This is a genomic window from Salinicoccus albus DSM 19776 (assembly GCF_000385175.1).
Classification (GTDB): Bacteria; Bacillota; Bacilli; order Staphylococcales; family Salinicoccaceae; genus Salinicoccus; species Salinicoccus albus.
In genome coordinates, this window is the sequence record NZ_ARQJ01000027.1 from 47,934 (window position 1) to 68,525 (window position 20,592).

Annotated in this window: 22 protein-coding genes and 1 riboswitch; of the genes, 11 read left to right on the top strand and 11 right to left on the bottom strand. The window is 43.4% G+C overall.

The window, feature by feature from the left end:
• Nucleotides 1-32: 32 nt before the first annotated feature.
• Nucleotides 33-1,427, top strand: a complete 1,395-nt coding sequence (menE, locus tag G343_RS0107125; protein WP_020007438.1) for an o-succinylbenzoate--CoA ligase — start codon at nt 33-35, stop codon at nt 1,425-1,427.
• Nucleotides 1,428-1,432: 5 nt separating this feature from the next.
• Here the strand turns inward: menE and yidD are convergent, their stop codons facing one another.
• The gene (gene yidD, locus G343_RS0107130; protein WP_020007439.1) at nt 1,433-1,675 is read right to left on the bottom strand and encodes a membrane protein insertion efficiency factor YidD; all 243 of its coding nucleotides are present in this window, start codon (nt 1,673-1,675) and stop codon (nt 1,433-1,435) included.
• Between the two features lie 94 nt (nt 1,676-1,769).
• Here yidD and G343_RS0107135 point away from each other — a divergent pair, with 94 nt between their 5' ends.
• On the top strand, nt 1,770-2,228 hold the full coding sequence (locus G343_RS0107135) for an NUDIX domain-containing protein (protein WP_020007440.1): 459 nt from the start codon (nt 1,770-1,772) through the stop codon (nt 2,226-2,228).
• Between the two features lie 33 nt (nt 2,229-2,261).
• Here the strand turns inward: G343_RS0107135 and pckA are convergent, their stop codons facing one another.
• Nucleotides 2,262-3,842 carry a phosphoenolpyruvate carboxykinase (ATP) gene (gene pckA / locus G343_RS0107140; RefSeq protein ID WP_020007441.1) on the bottom strand — a complete coding sequence of 527 codons (1,581 nt, stop codon included), beginning with the start codon at nt 3,840-3,842 and terminating at the stop codon, nt 2,262-2,264.
• A 281-nt stretch (nt 3,843-4,123) separates the two neighbouring features.
• Between pckA and G343_RS15170 the strand changes: the two genes are divergently transcribed.
• Both G343_RS15170 and metK read left to right on the top strand, forming a co-directional pair.
• Nucleotides 4,124-4,903, top strand: a complete 780-nt coding sequence (locus G343_RS15170) for an Ltp family lipoprotein (protein WP_020007442.1) — start codon at nt 4,124-4,126, stop codon at nt 4,901-4,903.
• A gap of 170 nt (nt 4,904-5,073) precedes the next feature.
• Nucleotides 5,074-5,180: riboswitch (SAM riboswitch) on the top strand.
• A gap of 86 nt (nt 5,181-5,266) precedes the next feature.
• Nucleotides 5,267-6,460: a methionine adenosyltransferase gene (metK, locus tag G343_RS0107150; RefSeq protein WP_020007443.1), complete on the top strand. Its 1,194-nt coding sequence runs from the start codon at nt 5,267-5,269 to the stop codon at nt 6,458-6,460.
• A gap of 84 nt (nt 6,461-6,544) precedes the next feature.
• Here metK and G343_RS15575 read toward each other — a convergent pair whose 3' ends face one another.
• On the bottom strand, nt 6,545-6,703 hold the full coding sequence (locus G343_RS15575) for a hypothetical protein (RefSeq protein WP_020007444.1): 159 nt from the start codon (nt 6,701-6,703) through the stop codon (nt 6,545-6,547).
• A 193-nt stretch (nt 6,704-6,896) separates the two neighbouring features.
• Entirely contained in the window at nt 6,897-7,223 is a 327-nt protein-coding gene (locus tag G343_RS0107160) for a hypothetical protein (protein WP_020007445.1), read from the bottom strand.
• 102 nt (nt 7,224-7,325) lie between these two features.
• Here G343_RS0107160 and G343_RS0107165 point away from each other — a divergent pair, with 102 nt between their 5' ends.
• Complete coding sequence (locus tag G343_RS0107165; RefSeq protein ID WP_020007446.1) at nt 7,326-8,234, top strand: nuclease-related domain-containing protein; 909 nt, start codon at nt 7,326-7,328, stop codon at nt 8,232-8,234.
• Between the two features lie 87 nt (nt 8,235-8,321).
• On the opposite strand, the gene G343_RS0107170 is transcribed toward G343_RS0107165, so the two are convergent.
• The gene (locus G343_RS0107170) at nt 8,322-8,684 is read right to left on the bottom strand and encodes a fluoride efflux transporter FluC (protein WP_020007447.1); all 363 of its coding nucleotides are present in this window, start codon (nt 8,682-8,684) and stop codon (nt 8,322-8,324) included.
• The gene (locus tag G343_RS0107175; RefSeq protein WP_020007448.1) at nt 8,681-9,046 is read right to left on the bottom strand and encodes a fluoride efflux transporter FluC; all 366 of its coding nucleotides are present in this window, start codon (nt 9,044-9,046) and stop codon (nt 8,681-8,683) included. The genes G343_RS0107170 and G343_RS0107175 overlap by 4 nt, the downstream gene beginning before the upstream one ends.
• A gap of 99 nt (nt 9,047-9,145) precedes the next feature.
• Here G343_RS0107175 and G343_RS0107180 point away from each other — a divergent pair, with 99 nt between their 5' ends.
• A complete protein-coding gene (locus tag G343_RS0107180) occupies nt 9,146-10,573 on the top strand; it encodes an FAD/NAD(P)-binding protein (protein ID WP_020007449.1) in 1,428 nt (475 codons plus the stop codon).
• 22 nt (nt 10,574-10,595) lie between these two features.
• Here G343_RS0107180 and G343_RS0107185 read toward each other — a convergent pair whose 3' ends face one another.
• A complete protein-coding gene (locus tag G343_RS0107185; protein WP_020007450.1) occupies nt 10,596-11,588 on the bottom strand; it encodes a proline dehydrogenase family protein in 993 nt (330 codons plus the stop codon).
• An 85-nt stretch (nt 11,589-11,673) separates the two neighbouring features.
• Nucleotides 11,674-12,183 carry a gamma carbonic anhydrase gene (locus G343_RS0107190; protein WP_020007451.1) on the bottom strand — a complete coding sequence of 170 codons (510 nt, stop codon included), beginning with the start codon at nt 12,181-12,183 and terminating at the stop codon, nt 11,674-11,676.
• 80 nt (nt 12,184-12,263) lie between these two features.
• On the opposite strand from G343_RS0107190, the gene G343_RS0107195 reads away from it, so the two are divergent.
• Nucleotides 12,264-13,067 carry an alpha/beta fold hydrolase gene (locus G343_RS0107195; RefSeq protein ID WP_020007452.1) on the top strand — a complete coding sequence of 268 codons (804 nt, stop codon included), beginning with the start codon at nt 12,264-12,266 and terminating at the stop codon, nt 13,065-13,067.
• A 15-nt stretch (nt 13,068-13,082) separates the two neighbouring features.
• Here G343_RS0107195 and mnmM read toward each other — a convergent pair whose 3' ends face one another.
• Nucleotides 13,083-13,643, bottom strand: coding sequence for a tRNA 5-(aminomethyl)-2-thiouridylate-methyltransferase MnmM (gene mnmM, locus G343_RS0107200; protein WP_020007453.1), 561 nt, complete (start codon nt 13,641-13,643; stop codon nt 13,083-13,085).
• Between the two features lie 169 nt (nt 13,644-13,812).
• Between mnmM and G343_RS0107205 the strand changes: the two genes are divergently transcribed.
• The 3 genes from G343_RS0107205 to G343_RS0107215 are packed head-to-tail and all read left to right on the top strand — an operon-like array spanning nt 13,813 to nt 16,570.
• Nucleotides 13,813-14,538 (top strand): ABC transporter ATP-binding protein, encoded by a 726-nt coding sequence (locus G343_RS0107205; protein ID WP_026366311.1) that lies wholly within the window; start codon nt 13,813-13,815, stop codon nt 14,536-14,538.
• 2 nt (nt 14,539-14,540) lie between these two features.
• A complete protein-coding gene (locus G343_RS0107210; protein WP_020007455.1) occupies nt 14,541-16,100 on the top strand; it encodes a hypothetical protein in 1,560 nt (519 codons plus the stop codon).
• Nucleotides 16,101-16,105: 5 nt separating this feature from the next.
• A complete protein-coding gene (locus G343_RS0107215) occupies nt 16,106-16,570 on the top strand; it encodes a methylated-DNA--[protein]-cysteine S-methyltransferase (protein WP_020007456.1) in 465 nt (154 codons plus the stop codon).
• Nucleotides 16,571-16,667: 97 nt separating this feature from the next.
• Here the strand turns inward: G343_RS0107215 and G343_RS15835 are convergent, their stop codons facing one another.
• Complete coding sequence (locus G343_RS15835; RefSeq protein WP_020007457.1) at nt 16,668-16,793, bottom strand: hypothetical protein; 126 nt, start codon at nt 16,791-16,793, stop codon at nt 16,668-16,670.
• A 61-nt stretch (nt 16,794-16,854) separates the two neighbouring features.
• Here G343_RS15835 and leuS point away from each other — a divergent pair, with 61 nt between their 5' ends.
• On the top strand, nt 16,855-19,266 hold the full coding sequence (gene leuS, locus G343_RS0107225; RefSeq protein WP_020007458.1) for a leucine--tRNA ligase: 2,412 nt from the start codon (nt 16,855-16,857) through the stop codon (nt 19,264-19,266).
• A 29-nt stretch (nt 19,267-19,295) separates the two neighbouring features.
• Here leuS and G343_RS0107230 read toward each other — a convergent pair whose 3' ends face one another.
• Nucleotides 19,296-20,555, bottom strand: coding sequence for a BaiN/RdsA family NAD(P)/FAD-dependent oxidoreductase (locus G343_RS0107230; RefSeq protein WP_020007459.1), 1,260 nt, complete (start codon nt 20,553-20,555; stop codon nt 19,296-19,298).
• Nucleotides 20,556-20,592: the final 37 nt, after the last annotated feature.

Consider the following 20,592-nt stretch of genomic DNA (forward strand, 5'->3'; position numbering starts at 1 on the left):
AAGTGATGGGCTTTTTAAGTGAGGTGCGTAACGTGAAAACCAACTGGTTACAAATTCAGGCAGAAACACTGCCGAAAAAGCAAGCGGTTATATTTGAGGAGAATTCTGTTACATTCAGTGAACTCCATGACCAGTCCCTGGCACTGGCACAAAAACTTACGTCTCTTGAGAGGGGCAGAGTCGGTTTATATGCAGATAATCATCTGAATTCAGTGATATTGATTCATGCATGTATCCAGGCAGGCATTGAATGTGTCATGATCAATCTGAGGCTGACAGGTGACGAAATCGACAGGCAGCTGAATGATGTCGGTGTCGATACTGTACTCACGACAGCGGATTTCATTTCGGATAAGTACAGGGTGTATACATTTGAAGATATGGAGCAGTTGGAATCATGGGAAATCATTAATGATACTATTGGTGAAGATACGCTATCCATCATGTTTACTTCCGGGACCACTGGGCGGGCAAAAGCGGTAAGGCAGAGCTACAATAATCATTATGAGTCAGCGCTTGGATGTGAAAAACGCTTCAGCTATAATGAAAACAGTATTTGGATGAACGTGAATCCTGTTTATCATATTTCAGGGTTTTCCATACTCATGCGCTCAGTGATCCGGGGATGTACTATGGTGCTCAATCGGAAATTCGATCCTGAGGCAGTATGGAACAAAATAAATCAATATGAAGTCACCCACACCAGCATGGTACCCGTGATGCTCGAGCGCATGATGAAATATGATATGGATCATAAGCTTGAAGGCATACTGCTCGGCGGTGCGGGCGTCACCATGGACATTTTGGAACGTGCGCTTGATTGGGGACTGCCAGTTTATAATTCATTCGGCATGACTGAGACCTGCTCGCAAATCGTTTCAATCGGACCGCGGGACCCCAAGATATTGGGAGGGACTGTCGGCCGGCCGCTTGATAATATATCTTTGAAAATTGATCATCATCAGGACGGAGAGCTTCTAGTCAAAGGGCCGGCGGTGACCGAAGGATATGTAAATGCCGAACTGGAAAAAGAAGACGGGTTTTTCAGAACCGGTGACATTGGTTATATCGATGACGACGGGTACTTATATATTTTAGATCGCAGAAATGACCTGATCATCTCAGGCGGTGAAAACATCTACCCAAAGGAAATAGAAGATGCAGTTAAATCGCTGGATGGAATCAGTCAGGCGGTCGTCATCAAGAAGAAAGATAAGAATTGGGGCGAAGTGCCTGTGCTCCTGTTTGAACCAGAAGAAGGTGCAAACGTAGATTCCGGGAAAATCAAAAGTCATCTTGAAAACCGTCTGGCACGCTATAAACTGCCAAAAGAGACCCATGAAACAGAAAAAGTCTTTATGACGTCTACTGGTAAAGTTTCACGAGCAAAAAACAAAGAAGTGTATGAAGCGGAAAAAGAGCGGTAGATTGCCTACCGCTCTTTATTTTCATAGTTTTTCGGATTGAGCGGTACCGGATCGTATCCCCCGGGATGGAAGGGATGACATTTTAAAATACGCTTGACCGCTAGATACGAGCCTTTAAGCGCCCCATGTTCCTGGACCGCTTCTATACCATAATGGGAACAAGTCGGTTCGAAGCGGCAGCTCGGCGGGAAAGCAGGGGAGATGTATTTCTGGTAAAATTTGAATATGGACAATATTATGGATTTCATTATAATCCTCCGGATCGTAATCATGATACGATTTAATTTATTATTACAATGATAAAGGTTCGGCCTGATTAAGGCAAACATTGGAGATGGTCAATTGCTTGAATTTAAAGATTTTCACGATAGATTAGTGACGCTTGATTTTGACAGCAGTCCGGAGGCCAGACATGTGCTTGCGATCTGCAGATTTAATGGAAAATACCTGATGACCCATCATCAGGTGAGGGGGATTGAATTTCCCGGCGGTAAGGTCGACGGTCACGAATCATTGCAGGAAGCGGTGCACAGGGAAGTATTTGAGGAAACCGGGGGGAGCATCGAGGATTTAAAATGTATCGGCAGCTATACGGTGCATGGCCCCCAGCCTTTTACAAAAGCAGTCTATTTCGTGAAAATAAAAGATCTGTTCTTTAAATGTGAATACATGGAAACCTACGGACCGGTTTTATATGGAACAGCAGGTGACGTCCCCGATGAAGAAAGAAGTTTGCTGCTTGAAGATGCATGTATCAGATATTTGTATGATTTGAGCAAGAAACATGAATTTTTCGAATAAATAAAAAAAACAGCACTGATGTGCTGTTTTTACTTACAGTTTGAATCCGCCTTCGGCGGCAATCTGTTCTGAAGATTTATCGAATTTCCTGAAGTTTTCGATGAAAGCCTCTTTTAATTTATGGGCTTTCTCATCGTAGGCTTCAGAAGATTCCCATGTATTTCTCGGGTTCAGAATATCGCTCGGGACACCGGGAACAGATGTCGGGATGCTCAGACCGAAGATGGAATCTTCAACAAAAGAATGTAATTCGAGCTCACCGCTGATAGCCCGTCTGACCATGGAGCGTGTGTAGGTAAGATCCATGCGCTTGCCGACACCGTATTCGCCGCCGGACCAGCCAGTATTGACAAGATAGACACTGACACCGTGTTTATCGATCAATTCGCCCAGCATGTTTGCATAGGTAGTGGCATGAAGCGGCAGAAAGGGTGATCCAAAGCATGTGGAGAATACCGGCTGAGGTGATGTAATACCTCTTTCTGTTCCTGCAAGCTTAGATGTGAATCCGCTGAGGAAATGATACATTGCCTGTGATTTCGTCAGTTTTGAAATCGGCGGCAGTACTCCGAACGCATCTGCAGTCAGGAATATGATCGTATTTGGATGCCCGGCAACCGATGGGATGCGTGCATTATCGATATGTTCAAGCGGATAAGCGGCACGTGTGTTTTCAGTTAATGAACCATCATCGTAATCCGGTGTGCCTTCTTCATCAATGACTACATTTTCAAGCACAGACCCGAATTTAATCGCTTTATAAATTTCAGGTTCCTTTTCTTCTGACAGGTTGATCGTTTTGGCATAGCAGCCGCCTTCAATGTTGAATACGCCATTTTGATTCCAGCCGTGCTCATCATCACCGATCAGTTCTCTCTGAGGGTCCGCCGACAATGTCGTTTTACCAGTCCCGGAGAGTCCAAAGAATAATGCCACATCCTTATTTTCACCTACGTTTGCAGAGCAGTGCATGCTCATTACATTCTGTTCAGGAAGGAGATAGTTCATCACGGAGAATATGGATTTCTTCATTTCTCCGGCGTATTCAGTCCCGCCAATCAAAATGATTCCCTTTTCCAGAGAGACAATGATGAAAGTAGGGGACTTCGTACCGTCAACAGCAGGATCCGCTTTAAACTCTGGTGCAGAAACGATAGTGAACTGCGGAGAAATTTCTTCAGCTTCCTCCTTGGATCCCGGGCGGATGAACATCGTTCTGGCAAACATGTTGTGCCAGCTGAATTCATTGACTACCCTTAAATTCAATCTGGTATTTTCATCCGCACCCGCATAGCCGTTAAAGATAAAAATTTCTTCTTTTTCATCCAAATGATTAATCACTTTTTTATAAAGATTATTAAATATCTCCTCTGAAATTGGCTGATTTACTTCTCCCCAGTCCACTTTATCTCTAGAAACATCATCTTCCACGATAAAGCGGTCCTTAGGGCTCCTGCCTGTGTATTCTCCGGTCACAGCCCTTAGGGCACCGGTTGATGTCAGCCTGCCTTCACCTTTTCTGAGGGAGCTTTCTACAAGCTGAGAAGTAGAAAGCTGAAACTGTGCAGTTTCTTTTGAAATTAAATTTTGAATCAGCTCGGAATGATTAACCATATTAATGCCTCCCATAGTATGTAGGTAGTTGATGAGTATAACGTTTTCAGGAAATAGTATAACACATTATAAAATGATGTGGCATATTAATTCAAGGAAATCCGCCTGATGATTATATAAAGTATATTATATATAAATTTACTTCTAATCAAGCTCTGGTTCCAGTATATTGTCCACGATTCGTAAATTTCTCAGGAGGGAAGCAATTTATTTAAAATAAGTAGATATTTTTACTGTAAAACGATATAATAAATGTAAATATATTGAAAAGGAGAGCTGGTATGAATAAGTATTTGTTAGCAGGCGGACTGACAGCAACGCTATTTTTAGCAGCATGTTCAGGAGAGGCAGAAGAAACAGCCGAAGCGGATAACGGACAAATAGAAGAATTGAAAGAAGAAAATGAATCTCTCAGAGCACAGGGTGAAGACGATGATGAAACCATTGAAGCAAATGATGAAAAAATATCTTCTCTGACTGAGGAAAATGAAAGCCTGAGCGGGGAAGTGGAAACATTGACCGGAGAAGTGGAATCTCTGGAGGAAGAAAACGAAGCGTTGAAACAACGGGAAGAATCAACTGAAGAAGATTCAGAAGAAGCATCGGTTGAAGAAACTGTGGAGGAAGAAACTGAAGAACAGACAACCGAAGAAACTGAAGAACAGACAACCGAAGAAACTGTGGAAGAAGAAACTGAAGAACGGACAATCGAAGAAACTACAGAAGAAAGTGGAATGGCAGAAGAAGAGGATATACCGAAAGAATGGGAGTCTGCATTAAACAGTGCTTATTCATACGCAGAAATGATGGATATGTCAAAAGCAGGAATCTATGACCAGCTTGTCTCTGAATATGGAGGGAATTTCCCGGAGGAAGCTGCCCAGTATGCTATTGATAATATTGAGGTTGATTGGAAAGAGAATGCCCTGGCGTCAGCAATAAGTTATCAGGAAATGATGGATATGTCTCATTCAGCGATTTATGATCAATTGATATCTGATTATGGAGAACAGTTTACGGCTGAAGAAGCACAGTATGCTGTAGATAATCTGGAACAATAGATGCCGGCAGTTACCGAAGTACATATCAGGATAAAATCAGCTTGTATATAAAAATATTAACGACTGAGAACAGTTGTTATAAGCTGGCTGAAACACTGGACCATTTATGATTGCAAGCGACCACGCCTTGATTTGCCTTCATTATTCTAGTATATTATATGTTAAGTTATCTCTTATCAAGAGCCGGTGGAGGGAACATACCCGACGAAGCCCAGCAACCTCTTTTCCAATAAAGAAAGGTGCTAAAGGATGCAGATGTTATTCTGATCGATAAGGGGGAAAGCGTAGCCTTTTTCCTTTTCCGGGGAAAAGGCTTTTATTTGTTACTAAGAGATGGCTAATAAAATCAAAGGAGTTTTATCAATGGCAGAACGCAGGCTTTTTACTTCCGAGTCGGTGACGGAAGGGCACCCGGATAAGATTGCGGATCAGATTTCAGACGCGATTCTGGATGAAATGTTAAAGGGCGATGAACATGCGAGGGTGGCATGTGAAACTGTTGTCAACACCGGAATGGCAATGATAGTGGGGGAGATCAGCACTGAAACTTACGTGGATATTCCTAAAATCGTGAGAAGTACGGTGCAGGATATTGGTTATACCAATGCGAAATACGGTTACGATTATAAAACGATGTCAGTACTTACAGGTATCGACGAACAGTCGCAGGATATCGCACAGGGTGTCGACAATGCGATAGAAACAAGGGAGGCTGAAGCTGTGTCCACCGGCGCAGGGGACCAGGGGCTGATGTTTGGTTTTGCCTGTAATGAAACAGAAGAGATGATGCCGCTGCCAATATCCCTCGCGCATAAGCTGTCCATACGGCTGACCCGGGTGCGGAAGGAGAATATCCTGGAGTATCTGAGGCCTGACGGTAAGACGCAGGTAACGGTTGAATATGATGAGTCGGGTAAAGTGAAAAGAATAGATTCAGTCGTCATTTCCACGCAGCATGATGACCACGTGAAGACTGAAAAAATATGTGAAGACATTAAGCACCATGTCATAAATGAAATCGTGCCGGCTGAACTGCTTGATGCGGAAACGAAGTATATCATTAACCCTACAGGCAGGTTTGTCATCGGCGGGCCGCAGGGGGATGCGGGGCTTACTGGCAGAAAGATCATAGTGGATACTTACGGCGGATACGCCCGTCACGGCGGCGGCGCATTCAGCGGTAAAGACCCGACGAAAGTAGACCGTTCAGCAGCCTACGCTGCCAGATACATTGCCAAAAACATCGTTGCTGCAAAAATTGCTGATCAATGTGAGATTCAGCTTGCCTATGCCATCGGCCTTAACCAGCCAGTATCGATTGCAGTAGATATGTTCGGCACTTCAGAATTTACTGAGGGAGAAATCGCTTCAATCATCAGAGACGAATTCGACCTTTCACCGGACGGCATTATTGAAATGCTGGATTTAAGAAGACCCATTTATAAAACTACGGCGAGCTACGGCCATTTCGGCAGGGAAGAAGAAAACTTCCCGTGGGAAGCTTTGGATAAAGCGGAGTTGATCCGAAAAAGGCTGAATGATATAAAAGTGAAATGAATAATGCTTTCCCATAAAGAAGCACCCCCGAAGTTGATTTTTGGTTCAACTTTGGGGGTGCACCTCATTTTCGTATTCTATGAATTACATACCGCTGTCTTCGCTGGTGTCTTCAGTCGTTTCCTCTTCCATGCCGCCTGAATCTTCACTTGTGTCTTCTTCAGAACCGCCGCCGCCACCGCATGCACCGAGTACCAATACGGAAGCGAGGCCGCCTGCCATCAGATATTTTCTCAGTTCCATAAAATAAGCCTCCTATAGATTTTTTGCCTAAATATTGTAATAAGTAACCTGCTATTTTCTATATCTGTCTAGCAAGCCAGTAAACAGTTACCCTGGAGCGGGGCTTTAAAACATAAATTTTAAAAAAGTTAAACTAGAACATATAGAAATTATGAAATAGTCGTTTTTGAATTTCAATTACTGTTACCCTTTGCTACGGTTGCATCCTCATCCATCTTTGTTTGATTTTCCACAATTGATTAATCATTTCATCTTCAAACAGGTAGGCCTGTTTTTTATAGTCTTCGGGTGTCAGTTGTTTCGGAAAAACAGTGAAGCTGTCAATCATGATGACATTCAGTTTAGCCTCAAGCTGGTTTTTATTATTAATGAAGGGAAATTCGTCATATAGGGAGACGGCTTCAAAAATATATTCGTCTTTTTGTGCGTTTTTTGAATAGATAATTGATTCAGGATCATAGAATACCAGAATCTCGTTAATGGTTGCAGGGAAATACTTATAATTAATAAAAAATTGCATGTTTACCTCACTTATATAGAATTAATTTTGTTATAATGGACAAAGCCTTATCTGAAAGGCATATTTAAATTATTAATTGTGGAAGGAATTGAGAATAAGGTTATGAACACAGAGATATTCACAAATCCAATTGTTATTGCAATTCTTGCTGTCCTGCTGATTGTGGCAGTCTCCTTTTTGGTCTATTTCCTGAAGAACAGAAACAGGATAAATACGCTTACTGATGAGTATAGCAAGGAGAAGGAAGGATTGATAGAGAAATATGAATCAAACCAGGAAGAGGAACGCCTCAACCACAAAAAAGAAGTATCCACTTTAAATGAAAAATACCACACGGATACGACGTTACTCAATAACAAACTGTCCAGTCTCAGACAGTTTACTGTGGATAAGGGTGAATATCTGACGGATCTGTCGCTGATCCAGCTGAAAGAACGTCTCGTACGTGATGAAAAAATCAGGGAAACGGATATGCATATTCTCTCCAATGTATATCTCCCGTCAAGAAACTATACAAACACACGAAAAATCGATCATCTGGTACTGACAAGAACGGGCATTTATATGATTGACTCCAAATACTGGAGAGGGCATATCCTTCATGGAATCAATGAGGAAAACTTTGAAGAACTGCCTTATACAGAATCGTTTTTCGATCTTTTGGAGCTTGATAAAACAAAAGAACAGACACTCATTTTTGAGAAGTCGGATAGTAAGAATGTTTCTGTCAATCATTACAACGATACGATTGATGAAACGAAAACTACTGCAGAAAAGCTCAGGAATGTATTGAAATTGGAGTATGACATCGTGCCGATGATTTATTTCAATCCAAAAGATAATGGGAATTATTCAATCACGAACTACTCAGCAGATCCATCAGTCAAAGTGCTTGTCGGCGAAGAAGAGCTGGAAGCATTCTTCCTGAAATATGTCTTCCATGGCAGATTCCAGTATACGGTGAAGCAGCTGGATGAGATTGCTGAAGAAATTTTCAATCTGAACCCTTAATAAGATAAAGGGACAGAACGTATCCGCAAGGATTCCAGAGCAGACATTATGAAATAAGCGCGCCCGCCAAACTGGGCGCGCTTATTTTTATGCCGCATAAACCCCTGTCAGAAGCCCCGCAGCGAGTGCGACAAGACAAAAGAAGAGTGCCGTAAAGGAGTGCTTTATCAATCCCTTATAGTCTTTCTCCTCAAGCAGTTTCAGCTGATCCAATGCGAAAGCAGAATAAGTCGTGAACCCCCCTAAAAATCCGAAAACGACAGAGAAGTAATAAATGCTGTCCTGGTCAATCATCGTCACAGCCAGCCCCATCAGAAAGGATCCGGTGGCATTCACAGCGAACGTCCCATAAGAGCGGTCAGGCTGTTGAAAAATCTTCAAGTCAGTGATGACAGCCCGGAGTACTGCACCCAGGGCTGCAAATATCGACATGGAAATGAATGGAATCATTTAAATCTGCCTCCTATCCGATAACCGATGGATGCCAGCAGCACACCAGCAGCCAAATTGACTGCAAAATAGATTAAGAATGTTGGATAGTCACCGACAGACAGCAGCATATATTGTTCATAGGTCATCATTGAAAAAGTTGTAAAGCTGCCTAGCAGACCTGTCATCAGGAAATTGCTTTTATGACCGGCCTGACTTTTTATCTTATGTATAATGAATCCGGCGATAAAAGCGCCTGACATATTTACCAGGAATGTTCCCAGGAAAAACGGGAATCCCATAAAAGAAGAGACAGCAGAAATACCAAGTCTTAAGTTCGCCCCTACTATTGCTCCGAGTGCGATAGATAAATATTTTTTCAAAAGGCATCCTCCAAAAGGTGGTTTCTCAAAGTTATGCAAAAGTTAAAATTCTATATATAATAATATCATAAGTTGCGGTTTAAAAGAGAGGATAATTACATGGACAAAATTATACGGACGGCAGTGATCGGTGCGGGTATCACGGGTATCTCTGTAGTGAATCATATTGTACAGGATACGCGTTACAATGAGAATATTCATATAGATATTTTTGATTCCAAATCAAGGTTCGGCAAAGGCCGCCCATATCAGCAGGACAGTGACAGCCTGCTCCTCAATATTCCTGCGGATGAAATGTCTGCATCTCAAAATGACACAGATTTTAAAGAGTGGCTGGTTAGGGCAGGGTATGTGTATCAAACATTTACGAGCCGCCGGAAGTTTGGAGAATATACATCTGCATTGATGGCTTCGATCGTCAAAACATATGAAAATGTACAACAGATTCATAGTAATATTGAAGCAGTGACTTTTGAACCTAATGAACAATTATACACTTTATATTATGACGGCAGAGAGGAAAAATATGATTATGTATTTCTGGTCATCGGCCAGCTGGATTACAGCGACCCATATAAACTGACCGGGGAAACGAGGTATATCCACGATCCCTATCCGGTAGAACAGACGCTGCACCACATAAAAGGGGAAATTGGCATCCTCGGCTCGGGGTTATCAGCCATAGACTGTGTGAGGTATCTGCTTATGGAGAAAGGAGAGGAAAAAGTGCATATGTTTTCAAGAAGCGGGGAAATGCCTTCGGTCAGGGGAAATAGCTTCGATATTACGCCTGTTTATTTTACCCCGGAAAATCTGGATCGAATGACTGTGAATGATGAAATCCCGCTGGAAGGAATCGTCGATCTGTTTATAAAAGAAATGGAAACACAGCATATTGACTCTTCGCTGTTTTACCGAAGAAGCGGCGATACATTGAAAGATCTGAAATATGATCTGGCGCATCCGGATGAAATTGGCAGGCTGCAATATCTGATCATCAGGCTGAATCCAATTTTCAGTGATATATTTTTGAAGCTGTCCAGGTCCGATAAATCAAGGTTTATGGAACAATATCATCCTTTAATCGATGAAAACCATTCCCCTATGCCCCGCAGAGTGGCAGAGGAGCTGGTCCGGTGGATAGAGACGGGCAGGATCAATGTTGTGGATGATATCAGAAACATAGAGAAAAAGGACAAGTTTTTGGTACGTGATGATCTCCATCTGTATACTGTGGATACAATAATCAATGCAACCGGTCCGGTAAAACGGATCTCTGAAGATGATCATGGTATCATTGCCGCTCTCCGAGAACATTTCATCATTGGTGAAGACAGTTTCGGCGGGATACTTGTTAACGATTCCCACAACGTCATCAGCCCTAAATTCGGGACGCTTAACGATATGTATGCTTTGGGACACTTGACTTTCGGTGCTGATTATATGGCGAATACAGTGAAACTGCTGGTCAGAAATGCCGCAAAGCTTTCAAATCAATTTTTTCTGCAATTAGATACTAAAAAATAAGAATGCCGGGTTTCCGGCATTCTTATTTTTTTCGAGCCATCAGTTTGTAAAGCGCGGCTCCGGCAAGTACGACACCGGTGCCTGCAGCGGCTGTTTTAAAGATTGGGTCTTTGGTTACAGATTTAAGTACGAGGTTGATATTTTGCGGCCGTTCGGCAAGTCTCCGCATAAAATACGCATACCAGTCATTCCCTGTAGGCACATAGACACAAACATGATAACCGTCCTCAGTGAGTTCCCTCTGCAATTCTTTTCTGAAACCGTAGAGCATCTGGAATTCAAACTGGTCATCCGGAATTCCATGTTCATTGATAAAATCGATGGCATTATGGATGATGTTATGGTCATGTGTTGCGATTGATGTCACTCCCTCACCTTCAGTCAGGTGGGTACGGATCAGACTTTCGAACGCTTTATCGATATCTTTCTTGTCCTGGAAGGCAACTTGCGGCGCCTCTTTATATGCGCCTTTTACAAGCCGCAGTCTTCTGTCCTTATATTTATATACATCTTCAGCGGAATCGAACAAATAGGACTGGAGGACCGTGCCGACATTATCAAATTCCTCCATCATCAAATCAACAACCCGGATTGTAGCATGATGTGAAGCATAATTTTCCATATCGATGTTGATGAAAATATTTTCATTTTTTGCAGCTTCAAGTATCTCTCTGGCGTTTGCTGCACAGAAGTCGTGATCGATATTGAGTCCGAGCTGTGTCAGTTTAATTGACCCGGAGGCATTCAAACCATTTTCACCGATGGCTCTAATTATTTCGATGATATGTTCCTTGGCTTCACGCGCGTCATTTTTATCGGTGATAAATTCACCTAAGTTATCAAATGTAACACTCATACCCTGATTGTTTATGTCTTTAATCCTGTGAACCGTCTCTTCAACTGTGATGCCTCCAACCACTTTTTGGGCACCAAATTTTAATCCCATTTTCTTACTTGCATTGTTCAGAAATTGATTTTCTGAAAGATTGATAAAAATATCTCTTAACAACGGCATACACTTCCTCCTCAGTTTATCTAACAGATTATATCTTACTTTGAAAAGTAATGTTTTGACAATTAAATGTCATTATTTTCTGATATTATTCTTCATTTTTGTAATGCGGAATATGATTCACATAAGTTTCGTTTATGCGGGCCATTTCTTTTAAATCATCTTCCGTTAAATCACGTACCACTTTCGCTGGGCGTCCAAACGCCAGCTTATTTGGCGGAATTTCTGTACCAGGTGTTACAAGACTGCCTGCACCGATAAACGCATTTTCACCGATTACTGCACCGTCCAGTACAGTAGAATCCATACCAATGAGTGCATTTTTTCTGATTGTGCAGCTGTGCAGTGTCACTTTGTGACCCACTGTAACACCATCTTCAATGATGAGCGGCATCCCCGGTGTTTCGTGGAGGGTGGATAAATCCTGGATGTTGGTGCTTCTGCCGATCTTTACAGGTGCGATGTCACCTCTGACAACAGAACCAAACCATACAGAGGAATATTCGCCCATCTCCACATCACCGATCACGGTTGCTCCTGAAGCGATAAAAGCGCTTTCAGGAATTAGCGGAGAATGCCCCTTATAATTCATTTTCATATATAATATCCTTTCTGTAATTTGATTGTTATAATAAGTTTATCATATAGAACGATTAAACGAATGTTAGGAGCTTTGCTATGTGGAAATGGGAAACGGACCGCCAGCCAAAAGGGGTGATGGTTGTTGTTCACGATATGATGGAACATCATGAATACTACACGGACCTTATCACTCGTTTCCGGCGTTCGGGTTATCATGTCGTTACCGGTGATCTCCCGGGCCATGGGCAGACCACCCGGGTGAACAAAGGGCATATCAATGACTTCTCTCAATATATTGACCGCATGGATGAGTGGTACAGAGTAGCTGCGGAGTACGGTCTTCCAACCTTCATATTAGGCCAGGGACTCGGCGGTCTGATCGCTGTTGAGTCTGTCAGGATGAATAATTTTCAAATTGACGGCATTGTACTGTTGAACCCGTTATTATCATTTAAACAATCATTCATGAACCGGAAAAACACTCTGCGCACAAGCGTGAGAACCACCAGTGACAGGACACGCTTCAACCCTGGTATTAAAATGAAATATTTCACTTCTGATGAAAAGTTTTTGGAACGCTACCAAAATGATGAGCTGGTTGTCAGAAAAGTAAGCTATCACTGGTATCGTACGGTGATCAACCAGATGAAAACAACAGGAGAACATTTGGATGAATTTCCAGATGTGCCGGTTTTATCCATATTCAGCAGAAATAACGAGATTATTGAACCATATCTATCCTCCAAGTATATTAAAAGAATGGATACCTCAGAGTTGAATGTAATTATGCTGGAGGAAGCGGAGCACAGTATCTTCCAGCGGGAGGATATCGAATTACCGTATTACTACTTGGAAAATTTTCTGAATACACAGCTTTTCAAGATTGGCATGCTCGTATAGAGTGGAGGCGTTGGTCTAATCAATGATTTTTTCTATGCACAGGGTAAAAGGCGCGCTGCTCATCTGGTTAATGAAGCGGTATTCGAGAATCTGTGCGGATTTCTGAGACCAGCCGGATAAAAATTCAGTCAGTGCTTCCTTTTCAATCTTGCCTGCGGGGTGACCGTGATAAACAACGATGATGATTCTGCCTCCCTGTACCATATGGCTGAACAGTCTGCTGATGCATTCAATCGTTGCCGCCGGCTCTGTGGTAATGGATTTATCTCCTTTTGGCAGATAGCCGAGGTTGAACATGGCAGCTTTTATTTTTGAGTGCTTATGCACATATCTGTCGATATGTGCATGGGAATCATGGATGAATTCAATATTATTCATATCTTTACAGCGTTCTTCTGCCTTGTCGATTGCCTCTTTTTGAATATCGAAGCTGAGTACATTTCCGCTTTTCCCGGTAAGTTCAGCCAGAAATTTCGTATCATGACCGTTGCCGCACGTTGCGTCTACAAGCAGGTCTCCTTCATCGGCGATTTCCTCCGCCAGGGTTTTGGCGTATGACAACACGCGTTCCGGCATTTATATCCTCCTCCCGGGTTTGATAAGCATCCGGCATTTTAGCCCCGGTGCCTTTCCTTGCCTATGTGGGATTGTATCATAAAGGCAGTACATAAAGTATGCAAATTGTATCTTCGTTGATGAGGTATAATCAGGGAAGACCATGAATGGGATGAAAGGAACAGACATTATGATAGAAGTAAGAAATCTGACAAAAAAGTATGGTAATAAATTAGCTGTAAAGTCGCTTGATTTTTCAGTCGGTAAGGGTGAACTGTTTGCTTTTCTGGGCCCGAATGGTTCCGGGAAATCGACAACCATTCGGATGATGATGGGACTGCTGGACGCCACAGAAGGGTCGGTGGAAATACTGGGGGAAGAAATGGCTTTAAATCACACAAAGTTAAAGCGGCAGGTCAGCTTCGTTCCAGATACGCCTGATATTATCGGCAAGCTTACCGGCAGAGAATATTTGAATTTCATCGCCAGTGTCTATGGGATGGATGAGGAAACGTATGCTGAGGCATTGGAACACCTGCTGGCCATTTTCGACCTGGCAGACAGGCTGGACAGTCTGGTTGAAGAATATTCCCATGGCATGAGACAAAAGCTTGTAATCATCGGTGCGCTGGTGCACCGCCCGAAAATAGTTTTCCTGGATGAACCCAATGTCGGGCTTGATCCAAAGAGCAACAGAAATCTGAAAAATTATTTAAAGGCGTATGTAAATAAAGGGAACACCGTATTTTTAACCACCCACACCCTCAGCCTGGCAGAAGAAATTGCGGACAGGATTCTGATCATATATGAAGGAGAAGCATTGGAAACCGGCACACTCGATGAATTGAGGCATATTGCAGGCAAGCCAAAGGGCACTCTGGAGGATGTATTCCTCGAATTGACCGGGGAGCTTTAGGCATGATAAAACCAATCCTCACTGTGGAAAAGCAGTCAATGCTCAATTACCTAAGAAGTCTGAGTGACTCTAAAAAACTGATGTATGTCATCGTCGCCCTCATTGTGGCGGTCATTGTCACACCGGCTGCAGTGTCAATATTGTCAATGCTGACTGTTGCTGTTGCCCCCTCCGATATGGACGCACTGATATTTTTAGTATCTGTTGCGGGCGTTGTGATTCTGTCTCTGATTGCTTTGAAAGGCATCATAAAAGAGATGTTCATGGATCGGAATATTGATCTCTATCTCACATTTCCAATATCACCCGCGCAGTTGTTTTTAGCCAAGTTTTTCAAGCAATGGCTGATTTACGCGGCTTCAGTAATGATCCCGGTATCACTTGTTATGGGCATCAGTCTGTCCATCAGATTTGGCAGCTGGTGGCTGATAGTGACAAATCTTGTTTATTTCACCACACTCAGTTTTCTGGTGGTCGGTATCTCTTATTTTCTGGTCTTTACACTTACCCGGATACTGCCGGCTAAAAAATTGGCTGAAGTGTTGTCGTTTTTAGGCGGCACGTCATTTATCCTCATTTATTTATTTCTTTTTTGGGGCGGTTCATCCTTAGATCAGATTTTGACCTATCTGCCTGAATTCGGATGGTTATATGACGGTTTTCTATACAGCATCACACCTGCTGCCGGGGGGATGGGTACTGGCGGATCGCTTTTGGTGAGTGCTGTGATCATCCTCGGACTGAAATCTTTTGTTACCCTGGGATTCAAGTCGGGCTGGGCTGGTAAGAATTTCCCGAACAAAGAGAGAAAATCATCGAAAATTTCAGTATCCTCTGCGGTAAGCATGCTGATTTTCAAAGATCTGAAATTAACGCTGCGTGACTTTAAGGAATGGATGGTACTTATGCCGCAGTATCTGCTGCCTGGGGTAATGATTTTTATCGTATATACCAGTCCGATGATGGCGGGGGCTGGCGATCAGGCATTGTTTTACAATGCCCAGATGATTGGCATATCCATTACGGGGACAATAATCATCTCCCTGCATGCCGGTGCCTTCAATACAGCCAGGGATGCCGGGCACTTTAGTTTTCTGAAGATGCTGCCGGTAACACCCAAGTCGATTGTCAAAGCAAAGTACCTGTATAACATATTGACGATTACCCCCGGGTATATAGCAGCAGCCCTTGCCGCCTATATCATATTGCCGATCGAGCCAGTGATACTGTTGTACTCGGTGCTGTTTATCATGCTCATTTCTCTTGCTGTAATTCCGGCGGGCATGTACATTGGCAGCCGCGAACCGGTCGTAAGCCGGAAAAATCCGACAAACAGACTGGACGCAGCAAGTTCAATCGTCATCACCATCATCATAATGCTCCTGATTTTTGCAGCAGGTTTTGTCTCCCTCTTGTTTATCGGAGATGCAGACGGTATCAATCATACGCTCGTGAATATCGTTGCCGGTGTTTGTGCTTTAGGGATTCTTCTGGCGTTTAGACTGTTGAAAATTGTTGTCAGACGGTACACGGATGGATTCAAAATAATTTATAAGGACTGATTTAGATGACTCAAAAAAATTATATGGAAAGTCCTGTCGGCACACTTGAGATCATAGAAAATGAAGGTGCTGTCGTGGGTATCGGCTATGTGCATGAAGAATCGGCAGAACATACAGATGTTTTGAACCCTGTCATTAACCAGTGTGTGAAAGAACTGCAGGAATATTTTGATGGCGAAAGAACTGTCTTTAATGTGCCCACTGATCTTGAATTCAAAGGGACAGAATTCCAGCAGAAAGTATGGCAGCGGCTGAAGGAGATTCCATACGGTGAAACGATCAGTTATAAAACGCTGGCACTTGACTGCGGCGGACCGAATTATTCCAGAGCTGCAGCGAATGCCAATGGCAAAAACCCGATTTCCATTATTGTACCGTGCCATCGTGTGATTGCTCATGATGGGGGGATCGGCGGCTATACCGGCGGCGTTGATAAGAAGCGGAGACTGCTTGAAGTTGAAAGTGATTAATGATGCATACATTTCATAAGCCGAAATAAAAACCTTGCTAAATTATTGAAAGTATCATATATTTGTATGTATCAGAAGCAGTAGTATACATTTCATTTCAAAGAGAGCCGGGGAGCTGGAAACCGGTATTGGGTGTATATGAACTTGTCTGTGCCGCACCGAATCCCATATTAAAATCAAGCTGCACTTTAAAGTGAATGCGGGTGGTACCGCGGTTGTTCATATACACAATCGTCCCATGCCTTATACAGGCATGGGATTTTTTACATAAGGGAGGAATTTTCATGGCATTCAATCACAAAGATATTGAAAGAAAATGGCAGGATTACTGGGAAACAAACAAAATTTTTAAAACTGAGGATGATCCGCATCGGGAAAAGTTTTATGCACTGGATATGTTTCCGTATCCATCAGGTGCGGGGCTCCATGTCGGGCATCCGGAAGGGTATACAGCCACTGATATCATTGCGCGTATGAAACGGATGCAGGGGTATAACGTCCTTCACCCTATGGGCTGGGATGCATTCGGTCTGCCTGCAGAACAATATGCGATTGATACAGGCAATGATATCACTGAATTCAACCAGAAAAACGTCAACAATTTCCGGCGTCAGATTAAAGAACTTGGTTTCAGTTATGACTGGGACCGTGAAATCAATACGACGGATCCGGAATACTATAAATGGACGCAGTGGATATTTATCCAGCTGTACAATGAGGGCCTGGCTTATGTGGACGAAGTGCCTGTCAACTGGTGTGAGGCTCTGGGTACAGTGCTTGCAAACGAGGAAGTGATCGATGGTGTTTCAGAACGCGGGGGCCACCCTGTTGTGAGAAAACCCATGAAGCAATGGATCCTTAAGATTACTGAATACGCAGATCGTCTGCTGGAAGATCTGGATGATCTGGACTGGCCGGAATCTCTGAAAGATATGCAGAGAAACTGGATCGGTAAATCCGAAGGGGCAAACATAAACTTTGAAATAGACGGTCGTGATGAGTCATTCACTGTATTTACGACACGTCCTGATACTGTGTATGGGGCCACATACGCAGTACTCTCCCCGGAACATGACCTGATCGATGTTATCACGACGGAAGACTGTAAAGATCGGGTGAAGGAATATCAGGAGACAGCAGCCCGTAAGAGCGAACTGGAACGTACGGATCTGGCAAAAGAAAAAACGGGTGTGTTTACAGGTGCATACGCAGTAAACCCCTTTAATAATCAAAGGATGCCAATTTGGATTGCAGACTATGTACTTGCTTCATATGGTACAGGATCCATTATGGCAGTGCCTGCCCATGATGAACGCGACTATGAGTTCGCCAGAACTTTCGATCTGCCGATTGTCGAAGTGGTATCCGGCGGAAATATTGAAGAGGAGGCCTATACCGGAGAAGGGGCACATGTAAATTCCGGTGAACTCAATGGCCTGGGTAAAGACGAAGCCATTGAAAAAGCGATTGAAATTCTGATAGACCGGAATCTTGGAGAAAAGGAAACCACTTATAAACTGCATGACTGGCTGTTTTCACGTCAGCGTTATTGGGGTGAACCAATTCCCGTGGTCCACTGGGAGGACGGTACAATGAGCGTGCTCGATGAATCAGAGCTGCCGCTTATGCTGCCGGAAATGGATGAGATCAAGCCTTCCGGCAACGGTGAATCTCCACTTGCCAACAATACGGAGTGGATCACTGTTACAAGGGAAGACGGTGTCAAGGGACGCAGAGAAACCAATACCATGCCCCAATGGGCAGGCAGCTGCTGGTATTATCTCAGATTTATCGACCCGCACAATACAGAGCAGCTGGCGTCCAGGGAGAAGCTTGAACACTGGCTGCCTGTGGACCTGTACATCGGTGGGGCAGAACATGCTGTTCTTCATCTGCTTTACGCAAGATTCTGGCATAAAGTGCTTTATGATATCGGTGTTGTCCATACAAAAGAGCCTTTCCAGAAACTTTATAATCAGGGGATGATTCTTGGAGAAGGCAACGAAAAAATGAGTAAGTCCAAAGGAAATATCATTAATCCGGATGATATTATCTCTTCTCACGGCGCAGATACGCTCAGACTTTACGAAATGTTTATGGGGCCGCTCGATGCGTCAGTGGCCTGGAGTGAGAACGGTCTTGACGGTGCACGGCGTTTCCTTGATCGCGTGTGGAGGCTGTTCATCAGCGAAGACGGCTCAGTCAAGGATACAGTTGTTGACAAGGAGACACCGGCCCTGGCCAAGGTGTATCACGAAACGATCAGAAAAGTGACCCATGATTACGAAGCACTTGGTTTTAACACAGCAATTTCACAGCTGATGGTGTTCATCAATGAGTGTTATAAACGGGACCAGGTGTCAAAGGAATATTCGGAAGGGTTTGTCAAGATGCTTTCACCGGTGGCCCCTCATATTGCAGAAGAAATATGGTATAAGTTTGGCAATGAAGAGACAATCACTTATGCCCCGTGGCCGCAGTACGATGAAGCAATGATTGTTGAAGATGAAATCGAGATTGTCATTCAGGTCAATGGTAAATTAAAAGAGAAGATGAATGCACCGGCAGATGCCTCAAAAGATGATCTGGAAAGAATCGCGATTGAAACAGATAAAGTCCAGGAAACAATTGCAGACAAAACCATTAAGAAGATAATTGTTGTACCGGGCAAATTGGTTAATATCGTAGCAAACTGATTGAAATGCCGTGATTTGAATTTCTCAAGTCACGGCATTTTTTGGTTGGCATCATTGCCGGCGACGTATCCTGTAACGAGAGCACTTGTGATATTGTACCCGCCGGTGTAACCATGAATATCAAGCACTTCTCCGGCAAAATATAAGCCTTTGACTCTCCGGCTTTCCATCGTCTGCGGGGTAATCTCTTTTAAATTCACCCCGCCGCCGGTGACAAAAGCTTTTTCAATGGATTGTGTGCCATCGGCTTTAAAAGTGAAGCGTTTCAGAAAATCCAGTATTGCCTCAAGATCTTCCGACCTCAAATGATGGCCATTGACTGTACCGTCAATTTCAAGGTGGTTGAGCATGAATATCGCCAGTCTTTCCTGCACTATGCTTTTGAGGATATTTTTTATCGCTCGGCTTTTATTGACAGAGATTTCATTTTCCAGATGATGTTTAAGTTTTCCGGGGGATGTTTCCGGAAAGAAATCGATCGACATCTCGATTTCTTTCGTCTTCTGGCGTTTCTGTTCCTTATAGATGAATTGGCTGCATCTGAGGGCGGCGGGGCCGCTGATACCGAAATGGGTGATGAGCATGTCCATCTGATGTGTAATGCTGGCTTTACCGTTTTTCTTAAGCACCGACAGAGCAACATTCTCCAGACTCAATCCTTTGAGATCGCCTGACTTTATAAACGGCTCACTTGAAGTGATTGGCACTTCAGTCGGAAAAAGGTCAGTGATCGTATGGCCGAATGCCTGGGCAAAGCGATGCCCATCTCCTGTTGAACCGGTATTCGGCACACTTCTGCCGCCGGTGGTAATAATTACGTTTTCTGAATGGATGACATTATCATCAGTTAACTTCACGCCGGCTGTTGAGTTATCGGATGAAAGGATTTCAGCGACTTCAGTCCTGAAGCGAATTTCTACATTGTTATCGTCGAGTGCATTAAGGAATACTTCGAGTACATCGCCTGCTTTGTCTGAAAACGGAAACATCCGGCCGTGGTCTTCCTCTTTGAGAGATACTCCGCGATTTTGAACAAAACGGATGATACTTTCATTATCAAAAGTATTAAATGGGCCGTACAGGAATTTTCCATTGCCCGGGATGTGTGTGATGATCTCCTCATAGGGCAGACGATTGGTTACATTGCATCTGCCGCCGCCGGAAATGAGGAGTTTTCTGCCCAGCCTCTTATTCTTTTCAATCAATAATACTTTCCTATTATTTTGTGAGGCGGCAAATGCGGCCATCAGACCGCTGACACCGCCGCCGACGACAATAGTATTGTACATTCGTTGTGCTCCTTTAGTTTAAAAGTAAAAAAAATTC

Coding starts and splice junctions, on each gene's coding strand:
- G343_RS0107190 (WP_020007451.1), bottom strand. CDS start 12,183: ATGAAAATGAATTATAAGGGGCATTCTCCGCTAATTCCTGAAAGCGCT.
- G343_RS0107185 (WP_020007450.1), bottom strand. CDS start 11,588: ATGCCGTTGTTAAGAGATATTTTTATCAATCTTTCAGAAAATCAATTT.
- yidD (WP_020007439.1), bottom strand. CDS start 1,675: ATGAAATCCATAATATTGTCCATATTCAAATTTTACCAGAAATACATC.
- pckA (WP_020007441.1), bottom strand. CDS start 3,842: ATGGTTAATCATTCCGAGCTGATTCAAAATTTAATTTCAAAAGAAACT.
- G343_RS15170 (WP_020007442.1), top strand. CDS start 4,124: ATGAATAAGTATTTGTTAGCAGGCGGACTGACAGCAACGCTATTTTTA.
- G343_RS15835 (WP_020007457.1), bottom strand. CDS start 16,793: ATGAACAACCGCGGTACCACCCGCATTCACTTTAAAGTGCAGCTTGAT.
- G343_RS0107215 (WP_020007456.1), top strand. CDS start 16,106: ATGACTCAAAAAAATTATATGGAAAGTCCTGTCGGCACACTTGAGATC.
- leuS (WP_020007458.1), top strand. CDS start 16,855: ATGGCATTCAATCACAAAGATATTGAAAGAAAATGGCAGGATTACTGG.
- G343_RS0107180 (WP_020007449.1), top strand. CDS start 9,146: ATGGACAAAATTATACGGACGGCAGTGATCGGTGCGGGTATCACGGGT.
- G343_RS0107160 (WP_020007445.1), bottom strand. CDS start 7,223: ATGCAATTTTTTATTAATTATAAGTATTTCCCTGCAACCATTAACGAG.
- G343_RS0107170 (WP_020007447.1), bottom strand. CDS start 8,684: ATGATTCCATTCATTTCCATGTCGATATTTGCAGCCCTGGGTGCAGTA.
- G343_RS0107165 (WP_020007446.1), top strand. CDS start 7,326: ATGAACACAGAGATATTCACAAATCCAATTGTTATTGCAATTCTTGCT.
- G343_RS0107195 (WP_020007452.1), top strand. CDS start 12,264: ATGTGGAAATGGGAAACGGACCGCCAGCCAAAAGGGGTGATGGTTGTT.
- G343_RS15575 (WP_020007444.1), bottom strand. CDS start 6,703: ATGGAACTGAGAAAATATCTGATGGCAGGCGGCCTCGCTTCCGTATTG.
- G343_RS0107210 (WP_020007455.1), top strand. CDS start 14,541: ATGATAAAACCAATCCTCACTGTGGAAAAGCAGTCAATGCTCAATTAC.
- G343_RS0107230 (WP_020007459.1), bottom strand. CDS start 20,555: ATGTACAATACTATTGTCGTCGGCGGCGGTGTCAGCGGTCTGATGGCC.
- metK (WP_020007443.1), top strand. CDS start 5,267: ATGGCAGAACGCAGGCTTTTTACTTCCGAGTCGGTGACGGAAGGGCAC.
- G343_RS0107205 (WP_026366311.1), top strand. CDS start 13,813: ATGATAGAAGTAAGAAATCTGACAAAAAAGTATGGTAATAAATTAGCT.
- mnmM (WP_020007453.1), bottom strand. CDS start 13,643: ATGCCGGAACGCGTGTTGTCATACGCCAAAACCCTGGCGGAGGAAATC.